Genomic DNA, 11,626 nt, shown 5'->3' with positions numbered 1-11,626 from the left:
ACTCGTCGAGGCGGCGGGCTGGCCCGCGGCGCGCATCCCGGTGTTCGCAGGCCAGCTGCATCGCGCGGGCCTCGGCGCCGACTGGTCGACGCTGCTCTGGGAGGCCGCGTCGCTGCCGCCCGACCGGCTCGTCGCGCTGGCCGACGCCCTCGCCGGAGCAGGTCGCTCCGACGACTGCCGCAAGCTGCTTCGGCAGGGCGTCTCACGGCCCGCCCCGGAGATCGCCGAGGCCGTGCTCGCGCTGATCGACGCGGGCCGCGAGCGCGAGGCCCGCGCCCTGCTCGACTCCTACCTCCGCGTCCGTACCCCCGAGGACGCGGCGGGCTGCGCGCACACCGATCCGTACCGCCTCATCCCGCTGCTCCTCCAGGCGGCTCAAGGGGTGTCGGACGAGCGGCACTGGGATCTCGTGCACGCGCTGCGCGTCGCCGGATTCAGAGCCTGAGAAATCTCCGCGGCGCCCGTTTCGTTTGCGCGTTCTTGTCCGCTTCTCGCCCGCTCGGGTGCGAAACATGATCGACTCCGCCGGTTAACGGCGATGGTCTTGCCCAGCCCGTCGGGGAGGCTTACGTTTTCCTGTCTACGCACCAAGTCTACGGGCGTAGAAGCTCTCTGACGTCCCGTCGAAGGAGCAGCTCATGGTCAACGTCGTACGCGCCGCACTGGTCCAGGCAACCTGGACAGGCGACACCGAATCCATGATTGCCAAGCACGAGGAGCACGCCCGCGAGGCGGCCCGCCAGGGTGCGAAGATCATCGGCTTCCAGGAGGTGTTCAACGCCCCCTACTTCTGCCAGGTGCAGGAGCCCGAGCACTACCGGTGGGCCGAGCCCGTGCCGGAAGGACCCACCGTCACGCGGATGCGGGATCTCGCCCGGGAGACCGGCATGGTCATCGTCGTCCCGGTCTTCGAGGTCGAGCAGTCCGGTTTCTACTTCAACACCGCCGCCGTGATCGACTCCGACGGGTCGTATCTCGGGAAGTACCGCAAGCACCACATTCCCCAGGTCAAGGGCTTCTGGGAGAAGTACTACTTCAAGCCGGGGAACGCGGGCTGGCCCGTCTTCGACACGGCGATCGGCAAGGTCGGCGTCTACATCTGCTACGACCGCCACTTCCCCGAGGGCTGGCGGCAGCTCGGCCTGAACGGCGCCCAGATCGTCTACAACCCCTCCGCCACGTCGCGCGGCCTCTCCGCCTACCTCTGGCAGCTTGAACAGCCCGCGGCGGCCGTCGCCAACGAGTACTTCATCGCCGCGATCAACCGCGTGGGCGTCGAGGAGTACGGCGACAACGACTTCTACGGGACGTCGTACTTCGTCGACCCGCGCGGCCAGTTCGTCGGGGAGACCGCAAGCGACAAGGCGGAGGAACTCGTCGTCAGGGACCTGGACTTGGGCCTGATCGAGGAAGTACGCCAGCAGTGGGCGTTCTACCGGGACCGCCGCCCCGACGCGTACGAAGGACTGGTACAGCCGTGAAGGATCTCCACACCCGCCACAAGGCCGTCCTGCCCGAGTGGCTCGCGCTCTACTACGCCGACCCGCTGGAGATCACCCACGGCGAGGGCCGCCGCGTCTGGGACGCGGACGGCAAGCAGTACCTCGACTTCTTCGGCGGCATCCTCACCACGATGACCGCCCACGCGCTGCCCGAGGTCACCAAGGCGGTCAGCGAGCAGGCCGGGCGGATCATCCACTCGTCCACGCTCTACCTCAACCGGCCGATGATCGACCTCGCCGAGCGGGTCGCGGGCCTCTCCGGGATCCCGGACGCCCGGGTCTTCTTCACCACGTCGGGGACCGAGGCCAACGACACGGCCCTGCTCCTGGCCACCGCGCACCGCCGCTCGAACCAGATCCTGGCGATGCGCAACAGCTACCACGGCCGCTCCTTCACGGCCGTCGGCATCACCGGCAACAACGCCTGGTCGCCGACCAGCCTCTCGCCGCTCCAGACGCTGTACGTGCACGGCGGCGTCCGCAGCCGAGGACCGTACGCCGCGCTGAGCGACGCCGAGTTCATCGAGGCCTGCGTCGCCGACCTGAAGGACATGCTCGGGCAGGCGCGCGGGGGAGTGGCGGCGCTGATCGCCGAGCCCATCCAAGGAGTCGGCGGCTTCACCTCGCCTCCGGACGGCCTGTACGCCGCCTTCCGCGAGGTCCTGTGGGAGCACGGCGTCCTGTGGATCTCGGACGAGGTGCAGACCGGCTGGGGGCGCACCGGCGACCACTTCTGGGGCTGGCAGGCGCACGCCGCCAGCGGCCCGCCGGACATCCTCACCTTCGCCAAGGGCATCGGCAACGGCATGTCCATCGGTGGCGTCGTCGCGAGCGCCGAGGTGATGAACTCCCTCGACTCCAACTCCATTTCGACCTTCGGCGGCTCGCCGGTCACGATGGCGGCCGGCCTCGCCAACCTCACGTATCTCCTGGAACACGACCTCCAGGGCAACGCGCGGCGCGTCGGCGGTCTGCTCATCGAGCGGGTGCGTGCCGTCTGTGCCCAGCTGCCCGTCGTACGCGAAGTGCGCGGCCGGGGCCTGATGATCGGCATCGAGCTCGTCAACCCCGAGACGGGCGAGGCCAATCCGCAGGCGGCCGCCGCCGTCCTCGAAGCGGCTCGCGAAGGCGGACTCCTGATCGGCAAGGGCGGCGGCCACGACACCAGCGTCCTGCGCGTCGCCCCGCCCCTCTCGCTGACCGTCGCCGAGGCGGAAGAAGGGGCGGCGATCCTCGAACAGGCCCTGCGGAGCGTCTAGTTCGCGTGCCTACCGGTATGAACGTACGAGCATGAAAGGGAGCGTCCCATCATGAGTACCCGCACCCTGATCCGCGGCGGACTTGTCATCACCGCCGCCGAAGAGACCCACGCCGACGTGCTGATCGAGGACGGCAGGATCGCCGCGCTCGCCGCCCACGGCTCGGGCGCCGCCGAGGCATGGACCGCGGACCGCGTCATCGACGCCTCCCACAAGTACGTGATTCCGGGCGGAGTCGACGCGCACACGCACATGGACTTCCCGTTCGGCGGCACGTTCTCGTCCGACGACTTCGAGACGGGCACCCGGGCCGCGGCCTGGGGCGGTACCACCACCATCGTGGACTTCGCGGTGCAGAGCCGGGGGCACGCGCTGCGTGCGGGCCTCGATGCCTGGTACGCGAAGGCGGACGGCAAGTGCGCGATCGACTACGGCTTCCACATGATCCTCTCGGACGTCAACGAGAAGTCCTTGCGGGAGATGGACCTGCTGATCGAGGAAGGTGTCAGCTCGTTCAAGCTCTTCACCGCCTACCCCGGCGTCTTCTTCAGCGACGACGGCCAGATCCTGCGCGCGATGCAGAAGGCCGAGTCCAACGGCGGCCTGATCATGACGCACGCGGAGAACGGGCTCGCCATCGACGTCCTGGTGGAGCAGGCGCTCGCGCGGGGCGAGACGGATCCGCGCTACCACGGCGAGGTGCGCAAGGCGCTCCTGGAGGCGGAGGCGACGCACCGCGTGATCAAGCTCGCCCAGGTGGCGGGCGCGCCGGTGTACGTGGTGCACGTCTCGGCGCAGGAGGCGGTGGCCGAGCTGGCCAAGGCCCGCGACGAGGGCCTGCCGGTGTTCGGGGAGACCTGTCCGCAGTATCTGTTCCTGTCCACGGACAACCTCGCGGAGCCGGGATTCGAGGGCTCCAAGTACGTCTGCTCGACGCCTCTGCGGCCGCGTGAGCACCAGGCGGCGCTCTGGCGCGGTCTGCGCACCAACGACCTCCAGGTGGTGTCGACCGACCACTGCCCGTTCTGCTTCGTGGGGCAGAAGGAGCTGGGCCGCGGCGACTTCTCCAAGATCCCGAACGGCCTCCCCGGCGTGGAGAACCGCATGGACCTCCTCCACCAGGCCGTGGTCGACGGGCACATCAGCCGCCGCCGCTGGATCGAGATCGCCTGCGCGAGCCCGGCCCGGATGTTCGGCCTGTACGGCAAGAAGGGCACGATCGCGCCGGGCGCCGACGCCGACATCGTCATCTACGACCCGGCGGCCGAGCAGGTCATGTCGGCGGACACGCACCACATGAACGTGGACTACTCGGCGTACGAGGGCAAACACGTCACCGGCCAGGTGGAGACGGTCCTGTCCCGGGGTGAAGTGGTCATCGACGAGCGGAAGTTCACCGGCCGCGCAGGACACGGCGCGTACGTGCCGCGCGCCACCACCCAGTACCTCGGCTAGGAGAGGCGACGCACCATGGACTTCGGACTCGTCCTGCAGACCGATCCGCCGGCCGGGCAGGTCATCAGCCTGATGAAGCGCGCCGAGCGCAACGGATTCGGCTACGGCTGGACCTTCGACTCGGCCGTGCTGTGGCAGGAACCCTTCGTCATCTACAGCCAGATCCTGGCGAACACGGACCGGCTGATCGTCGGTCCGATGGTCACCAACCCGGGCACGCGCACCTGGGAGGTGACGGCCTCCACGTTCGCCACGCTCAACGACATGTTCGGCAACCGCACCGTGTGCGGCATCGGGCGGGGAGACTCCGCGATGCGCGTCGCCGGGCGCGCCCCGAACACCCTCGCCCGGATCAGCGAGGCGATGAAGGTCATCCGTTCGCTGGCCTCGGGCGGGGAAGCGGACCTGGGCGGCACCACGATCCGCTTCCCCTGGATCAAGCAGGATGCCCAACTCCCGGTGTGGATGGCCGCGTACGGCCCCAAGGCGCTGAAGATGGCGGGCGAGGAGGCCGACGGCTTCATCCTCCAGCTGGCCGACCCCTATCTGACGCAGTCGATGGTGAAGGCGGTCCGGGACGCGGCCGCCGCGGCGGGCCGCGACCCGGCGTCGGTGAAGATCTGCGTCGCCGCCCCCGCCTATCTGACCCAGGACGACTCACCCGCCGCGCTCGCCCACGCCCGTGAGCAGTGCCGCTGGTTCGGCGGGATGGTCGGCAACCACGTGGCCGACCTGGTGGCGAAGTACGGCGAACACTCGGACCTGGTCCCCGAGGCCCTCACCGAGTACATCAAGGCCCGCGAGGGATACGACTACTCCCACCACGGCCGCGCCGACAACCCCGACACGGCCTTCGTCCCGGACGACATCGTCGACCGCTTCTGCGTGATCGGCACGGCCGCCCAACACATCGCGAAACTGGGTGAGTTGAAGCGACTGGGAGTCGATCAGTTCGCGCTGTACGCGATGCATGACGCCCGCGAAGGCGTCATCGACGGGTACGGCACCACGGTCATCCCCGCACTGCGGAACTGACGCCCCCGGTTCGCCCCACCACCCGGCCCGGGTGTCATCCGAACTGGCCGACCTGGTACTCGCCGGCGGGCCGCTGGGTCAGGACGTTCATGCGGTTGAAGGCGTTGATGACGGCGATGACCGCCACCAAGGCGGCGAGCTGGTCCTCGTCGTAGTGCTTGGCGGCGTTCGCCCACACCTCGTCGCTGACACCACCGGCCGCGTCCGCGATGCGGGTACCCTCCTCCGCCAGCTCCAGCGCGGCCCGTTCGGCATCGGTGAACACCGACGCCTCGCGCCAGGTGGCGACCAGATGGAGACGCACCTGGGTCTCCCCGGCGTGCGTGGCCTCCTTGGTGTGTATGTCGACGCAGAAGCCGCACCCGTTGATCTGACTGGCGCGCAGCGCGACCAGCTCCTGCGTCGTGGCCGACAACGTCGAGTCCGTGAGCGCCCTGCCCGCGGTGGCGATGTGCTTGACGGCCTGGGCCGAGACCGGATTGCTGAGGAAGTCGAGACGGGCCTGCATGGTGTTCTCCCTTTCATGTCTGGCCGGTCCATCCCCTGGGCGGAGCGGCCGTTCGCGGGATCGTGTCGTCCCAGAAGTACCGACGGGACAGCCCTCCGGAATGTGAGGTGACGCGCCGACGTCACATTCCGGAGGGCTGTCCCGTCGTACTGATGACGGCAGACGCGGCAAGGGGAGCGGCGACACCATGAGGACCCAGTTGACTACCGGAGACGGACGGTTCGATCCGAGCCTGGGCGCGATCATGAGCGAGCGGCGTCAGCTGATCAATCTCGCGTACCGGCTCCTCGGCTCCCTCGCCGATGCCGAGGATGTCGTGCAAGAGGCCTACGTCCGCTGGTACGCCATGTCCCCGCCGCAGCAGGAGGCCATCGAGTCCCCCGGCGGCTGGCTGACGAAGGTCGCGAGTCGCATCTGCCTCGACCAGCTCCGCTCGGCACGGGCCCGGCGCGAGAGCTACGTGGGCGAATGGATCCCGGAGCCGCTGCCCGATCGCACGGAGTGGACCGAGGGGCGGCCGGGCGGCACGGCCGCGGACCCGGCCGACCGGGTCACGCTCGACGAGTCGGTCACCATGGCGTTCCTCGTCGTGGTCGAATCGATGACCCCGGCCGAGCGCGTCGCCTTCATCCTGCACGACGTCTTCCGCTACTCCTTCGCCGAAGTGGCCGAGATCGTCGGCAGGAGCCCCGCGGCCTGCCGCCAGCTGGCCTCATCGGCGCGCCGCCGCATGCGCGCCTCGCGCGCCGTCGAGGCTCCGGCGGCCCGGCGCGTCGACGTCGTCAGGGACTTCAGGCGCGCGTGGGAGACCAAGGACATCGCCGCACTCGTCGGCCTCCTCGACCCCGACGCCACGGCGCTCGCCGATGGCGGGGGCCTGGTCAACGCGGCACCCCACCCCATCGCAGGAGGCGAGGAGATCGCGCGCTACCTGATCGCCGTCGCCGGCAGGGTGCCCGAACAGACGATCCTGGAGCGCACGGTCAACGGCAGGCCCGGCCTGGTGGTCCAGCACGGTGGCGTCACCACATCGGTGATCGCCTTCGGCTTCGACGGCGACCGGATCAAGCACTGCTGGGCCGTACGGAACCCCGAGAAGCTCCGGGCCTGGACGGGGGCCTGGACGGGGGCGCGGACGAGTCGGACGGTGACCGGGTGACGGTGGTGCACGCGGGCCGTCGGCGGGGTGGCTCTGTCCGGTTGGGGCCGCTGGTTTGCCCTTTGCGATCTTTGTCGTACGGTAAACTAACGAACTGAGCCAAGGCGCTCCATTGAGCCGGGGGTTGCTCAATATTCAAGCGGCGACGACGATCGCCGACGGTCGGAGGGGCGGGGGGCAAGGGATGAGTCCCAGGGTCGTACGCATCGACAACTCCGCCCGTGACAGCGTGCCTGATATCGACGGCACCATGACGAGCAGCCCGCGCCGCTGATGTCTTCGGGGTTCTGAACTCCGGATCGCCCGCGCCCAGTTGCCGTCATCCAGCTTTCCGACGGCATGGAGCGCCGTGCGCCCGTGTCGCACTGCCGTGTCCGTCCTCTGGAGACCAGATGACCACCCAGGAGATTCCCGAGCAGCTGCTTGACGGCTACTCCGACATCCTCACTCAGGCGGCCGCGACCGGCCGCCGTCTGACCCGTGAGGAGCTGATGTCACGCCGGGCGCTCGGTGCGCAGGCCGCCAACGCCGGGTACCCGTGGCGCGTCCTCATCCGCGAACACCTCGCCGCCACCCGCGTCCACCGTCCCGCCGCCGGTGATCCGGACCATGTGCTCGCGACCGCGGAGCAGGCCATCGACGCCTTCGCCGAGGGATACGAACACGCGCAACGGCTCGTCGTACGCCAAGAGGAGGCCGCACGGCGCGAGTTGATCGACGACCTGCTGTACGGACGAGGGGACCTGGGGCGCCTCGCCGCACGTGCCGAGCGATTCGGTCTGCGGCTGTCCCACGCGCACGCGGTGGCCGTGGCGGAGGGGCAGTCCGCCTACGACGAGACCGATCCCGTGTCGCGGGACGTGGAGAGCGACCTGGTCGGCCGTTTCGGTGACCGTCACATCCTGCTCACCACCAAGGACGGCCGCCTTGTGTGCATCGCCCCCGCCCATCAGGAGGAGGTCCTCGCCCACTTCGCCAAGCGGGCGTACGCCGCCACCGACGGTGGCCGTATCGCCATCGGCAGGCCCCAGCCCGGGGCCGCGGGCATCGCCCACAGCTACGAAGAAGCCGTCAGCACCCTGGAGCTGGCGACGCGCATGGGCTTCGACCAGCCCGTGCTGCGCGCCGCCGACCTCCTGGTCTTCCCCGTCCTCGCCCGCGACCGGCAGGCTCTGGTGGAGCTGGTGCTCACCACGCTCGGCCCACTGGAAGAGGCGAGGGGCGGGGCCGTGCCGCTGCTCGACACCCTGTTCGCCTACTTCGACACCGGGTGCGTGGCGGCCCAGGCGGCCCGGCAGTTGTCGCTGAGCGTACGAGCCCTGACGTACCGCCTGGAGCGCATCCGCACCCTCACCGGATCCGACCCCGCCGACCCGCTGGACCGCTACACCCTGCAGACGGCGGTCATCGGAGCGCGGCTGCTCGGCTGGCCGACCACCTCGCTGTGACCTGTGAGCTGTGACGGTCAGTCGGTGACGTCGATCTTGCCGTTGAGCTTGGTGGGAGCCGCGCCCGCCAGGGGCTTGCCACCCGTGATGCCCTTGAGGAGTTCGGCGAGGTCGACTCCCGTGGTGGAGCTGAGGAGTTCGACGCCCTGGGCGACGTTGTCGGCGACCGTGCGGGACAACTGGCTCGCGCCGTCCGTGGAGATCACGGTCATCTTGTCGATCGCGCTGAGCGGCTCGGAGGCCTTGGCCACCACGCTGGGCAGCACCTCGACGAGCATCTGCAGCACCGCGGCGTCGCCGTACTGGGCGAACGCGTCCGCCTTCTTGCGCATCGCCTCCGCCTCGGCGGCTCCCTTGGCGCCGATCGCGGCGGCGTCGGCCTCGCCTTCCAGGCGTACGGCGTCGGCGAGCGCAGCACGCTGGGCCTTCTCGCCCTCACCGGTCAGGCGGGCCCGCTCGGCGTCGGCCTGAGCCTGCTTGACCAGCGAGACGCGGCGGGACTCCGCCTCCTGCTCGGCCTGGTAGCGGGCGGCGTCGGCGGGCTTGCGGATCTTGGTGTCCAGCTCGCGGTCGGTCAGGGCGGCCTGCCGCTGGGCCACCTTCTCCTGCTCGGTGAGGACCTCCTGCCTGCGGGCGGCCTCGGCGAGCGGTCCCGCAGCCCCGGCGCGGGCGGTGGCCTCGTCGGTCTCGGCCTTGATCTCGGCCTGCTTGAGGGAGAAGGTCCGCTGGGCGACAGCGATCTCCTCCTCGGCCTTGAGCCGGGCCTGCTCGGCGGCGCGGCGGGCGACGGCCTCTGCGATGTCCGCCTCCTGCTTGGCGCGGGCGGCCTCGGGGCGGCCGAGGTCCTCCAGGTAGGAGCCCTCGGTGGTGATGTCCTGGATCTGGAAGGCGTCGAGCACCAGGCCCTGCCCGGACAGGCTCGCCTCGGCCTCCTCGGCGACCTGCCCGGCGAAGGCGGCGCGGTCACGGATGATGTCCTCCACCGACATCCGGCCCACGATGGAACGCAGCGCGCCGGAGAGGACTTCCTGGGTGAAGCCGACGATGCCGCCCTGCTGGGCGAGGAACCGCTGCGCCGCGGCGCGTATGGAGTCCTCGGTGCCGCCCACCTTGACGATCGCGACGCCCTCTAGGTTGGCCTTCACCCCGCGCAGCGTGACGGCGCCGCGCACCGCGATCGGAATGTGCCGCGAGGAGAGGTCGAGCATGAACTTCTGCTGGACGAACGGCACGACGAACACGCCGCCGCCCACCACGACCTTCTGCCCGCTGTTGTCGGTGAAGATCCGGCCGGTGTCGGGGTCGGTGGACTTCTTGCCGCGCCGCCCGGTCACGATGAAGGCCTCGCTCGGCCCCGCGACCTTGTAGCGGGTCACGACGACGAGCGCGAGCAGCACGAGGAGTACGACGACTCCGATGACGGCGGTCAGGACTGGACTCATGGCTGATTCCCCCCTGCCTCCCCGGGGGACGGCAGATCGGTGATGTTGTACGTGGGCGTGGGTGGTGTGGTGTGGTGGTCAGCGCTGCACGGGGCGGACCGCGACCGAGGTCGGCGACAGTGCCGCCTCGACCCAGATCTCGGTGCCGCGGGTGACGGCAACGGCGCTCTTGGCGGCGAACTTCACGGGCTGACCGGCCAGTTGGAGCAGCACTTCGCCATAGCCGTCGACGGGGATCGCGGTGACCACGGCCCCCGCGGTGCCCACGAGATCGCCGCCACGCGGAGTGGCCGCGGTCTGATCCCGCATCAGGGCACGGCTGAACCTCCACGTCAGCCAGCCCGCTCCCACGCCGACGGCGGCTCCGACAGCGGTGGCGCCCGCGGCCCCGAGCCCGGTCGTGCCGAGCACGATCGCGCCGCCGAAGCCGAGCATGGACACGAAGCCGGCGATGACGGGAAGGGAAAGCAGCCCGTCGAAGAGCCCGTCGAGGACTCCCGCGCCGCCGAAGAGCCCTTCAAGGACCCCGTCGAAGACGAGGGAGAGGACCAGCAGCGCGATTCCCGCGATGCCGAGACCCAGAAAGACAGTCACCGGAGCACCTCCCCAACTTGCCGGATGTCTCGGTGAGGCTGGGATCGTCGCATGCGGGGGAGATGGTGCACATTGCCGCAATCCGGCAGTCAATACGCTTCTTTGATGCCGGGCTATGTTTCGGCCGGGCCCGCACCGGCCCGGGCACGTCGGCCGAGCAGTTCGGCCAGGCCCTGGCGGGTGGCGGCAAGGACGACGCGGTCCTGGGAGCGCAGTACGTATCCCGGGAGGAGGTCCCAGACGAGGCCCGCCGGGTGCTCGGTGCCGTCGTCGGACCGGGAGGCCGTCAGGTCCGGCAGCCGTTCGTCCGGCGCGGCGGAATCCAGGGCGATGACCCGCCAGACCCCGGGCCGGAACGACTCGGCGATGGTCCGCCCCTCCAACTGGGGGTGCCCCGCGACGTCGAGGTCGGCGAACAGCAGCACCCGCCGCTCGACGGGGATCGCGCCCAGGATCTGGCGCCCCATCATGGCCCCGGCGAAGGCGGGGGCGGCGAGGGTGGAGACGCTGCGGCTGCGCGTGAGGGCCTGCGGGTGGGCGGCGCGCAGGGTGCGGTAGACGGCGGTGGCGAACGTGTCGTCGTAAAGGCGGAGGGCCACGCGCACATTGGGCTTGACCGAGCGTGCGTACAGCGCGGCCTCGAGGTTGGTGGTGTCGGCGCTGGTGAGGGCGAGCAGCGCGTGTGCGCGGTGGATCTTGGCGGCCTCCAGGACGCCCTCGTCCGTGACGTCGCCGACGACCGTGGGAACGCGCAGGCGCCGGGCGAGCGGGATGCCACGCGCTTCGGGGTCCTCCTCCACGCACACGACGGGGATGCCGAGTTCACGCAGGCGGGCCAGGACGCGGGTCCCGATCTTGCCGAGGCCGAGCAGGACCACGTGGCCGGAGAGGCCACGCGGCGGTCGGCGCAGGGAGGAGGCGGTGCGGAAGGTGCCGAGCGCCTCGAGGACGGCGGCGAGGAGCACCGGCAGGAGGAGCAACCCGGCGAGGCCGGACAGGAGTTGCAGGATCTGCCGGGAGGTGGATTCACCGAGCGCGGGGTCGTCGATGGCGAACAGGTCGAGCAGCGTCAGGTAGGCGGCGTGCAGGGGGTGGGCGTCGCTGGTGAGCCAGTTCGCCACCGCCAGGCCGAGGACGCAGGCCATGAGCCCGGCCACCGACCAGCGCAGGCGCGGCGAGAAGAGCGAGCCGAGCGGAAGCCCGCGCCCGGCCAGCCGCCCGGCC

At 70.3% G+C, this 11,626-nt stretch carries 11 protein-coding genes; 7 read left to right on the top strand and 4 right to left on the bottom strand.

Features of this window, described 5'->3' with window-relative positions:
- The 5 genes from ABD378_RS37145 to ABD378_RS37125 form a co-directional block, all read left to right on the top strand.
- A partial coding sequence (locus tag ABD378_RS37145) for a hypothetical protein (RefSeq protein WP_344528569.1) occupies positions 1–445 on the top strand: 445 nt, incomplete at its 5' end.
- Between the two features lie 193 nt (positions 446–638).
- Entirely contained in the window at positions 639–1,481 is an 843-nt protein-coding gene (locus tag ABD378_RS37140) for a nitrilase-related carbon-nitrogen hydrolase (protein WP_344528567.1), read from the top strand.
- A complete protein-coding gene (locus ABD378_RS37135) occupies positions 1,478–2,761 on the top strand; it encodes an aspartate aminotransferase family protein (RefSeq protein ID WP_344528565.1) in 1,284 nt (427 codons plus the stop codon). The genes ABD378_RS37140 and ABD378_RS37135 overlap by 4 nt, the downstream gene beginning before the upstream one ends.
- A gap of 51 nt (positions 2,762–2,812) precedes the next feature.
- Positions 2,813–4,216, top strand: a complete 1,404-nt coding sequence (gene hydA / locus ABD378_RS37130) for a dihydropyrimidinase (protein WP_344528563.1) — start codon at positions 2,813–2,815, stop codon at positions 4,214–4,216.
- A 15-nt stretch (positions 4,217–4,231) separates the two neighbouring features.
- Entirely contained in the window at positions 4,232–5,251 is a 1,020-nt protein-coding gene (locus ABD378_RS37125; RefSeq protein ID WP_344528561.1) for a TIGR03842 family LLM class F420-dependent oxidoreductase, read from the top strand.
- A gap of 34 nt (positions 5,252–5,285) precedes the next feature.
- Here ABD378_RS37125 and ABD378_RS37120 read toward each other — a convergent pair whose 3' ends face one another.
- Complete coding sequence (locus tag ABD378_RS37120) at positions 5,286–5,759, bottom strand: carboxymuconolactone decarboxylase family protein (RefSeq protein WP_344528559.1); 474 nt, start codon at positions 5,757–5,759, stop codon at positions 5,286–5,288.
- 187 nt (positions 5,760–5,946) lie between these two features.
- Here ABD378_RS37120 and sigJ point away from each other — a divergent pair, with 187 nt between their 5' ends.
- Positions 5,947–6,918, top strand: a complete 972-nt coding sequence (gene sigJ, locus ABD378_RS37115; RefSeq protein WP_344528557.1) for an RNA polymerase sigma factor SigJ — start codon at positions 5,947–5,949, stop codon at positions 6,916–6,918.
- A gap of 392 nt (positions 6,919–7,310) precedes the next feature.
- Positions 7,311–8,366 carry a PucR family transcriptional regulator gene (locus ABD378_RS37110; protein WP_344528555.1) on the top strand — a complete coding sequence of 352 codons (1,056 nt, stop codon included), beginning with the start codon at positions 7,311–7,313 and terminating at the stop codon, positions 8,364–8,366.
- A 17-nt stretch (positions 8,367–8,383) separates the two neighbouring features.
- On the opposite strand, the gene ABD378_RS37105 is transcribed toward ABD378_RS37110, so the two are convergent.
- From ABD378_RS37105 to ABD378_RS37095, 3 genes are all read right to left on the bottom strand, one after another.
- Positions 8,384–9,808, bottom strand: a complete 1,425-nt coding sequence (locus tag ABD378_RS37105) for a flotillin family protein (RefSeq protein ID WP_344528553.1) — start codon at positions 9,806–9,808, stop codon at positions 8,384–8,386.
- A gap of 78 nt (positions 9,809–9,886) precedes the next feature.
- Positions 9,887–10,402, bottom strand: coding sequence for a hypothetical protein (locus ABD378_RS37100; RefSeq protein ID WP_344528551.1), 516 nt, complete (start codon positions 10,400–10,402; stop codon positions 9,887–9,889).
- Positions 10,403–10,515: 113 nt separating this feature from the next.
- Positions 10,516–11,626, bottom strand: a 1,111-nt coding sequence (locus ABD378_RS37095; RefSeq protein ID WP_344528549.1) for a potassium channel family protein, incomplete at its 5' end; no start/stop codon positions are given.

The sequence above is a fragment of the Streptomyces rectiviolaceus genome, from assembly GCF_039533825.1.
Classification (GTDB): domain Bacteria; phylum Actinomycetota; class Actinomycetes; order Streptomycetales; family Streptomycetaceae; genus Streptomyces; species Streptomyces rectiviolaceus.
This window is presented reverse-complemented; position numbering and strand designations above follow the sequence as displayed.

Coding starts and splice junctions, on each gene's coding strand:
- sigJ (WP_344528557.1), top strand. CDS start 5,947: ATGAGGACCCAGTTGACTACCGGAGACGGACGGTTCGATCCGAGCCTG.
- ABD378_RS37120 (WP_344528559.1), bottom strand. CDS start 5,759: ATGCAGGCCCGTCTCGACTTCCTCAGCAATCCGGTCTCGGCCCAGGCC.
- ABD378_RS37140 (WP_344528567.1), top strand. CDS start 639: ATGGTCAACGTCGTACGCGCCGCACTGGTCCAGGCAACCTGGACAGGC.
- ABD378_RS37110 (WP_344528555.1), top strand. CDS start 7,311: ATGACCACCCAGGAGATTCCCGAGCAGCTGCTTGACGGCTACTCCGAC.
- hydA (WP_344528563.1), top strand. CDS start 2,813: ATGAGTACCCGCACCCTGATCCGCGGCGGACTTGTCATCACCGCCGCC.
- ABD378_RS37105 (WP_344528553.1), bottom strand. CDS start 9,808: ATGAGTCCAGTCCTGACCGCCGTCATCGGAGTCGTCGTACTCCTCGTG.
- ABD378_RS37125 (WP_344528561.1), top strand. CDS start 4,232: ATGGACTTCGGACTCGTCCTGCAGACCGATCCGCCGGCCGGGCAGGTC.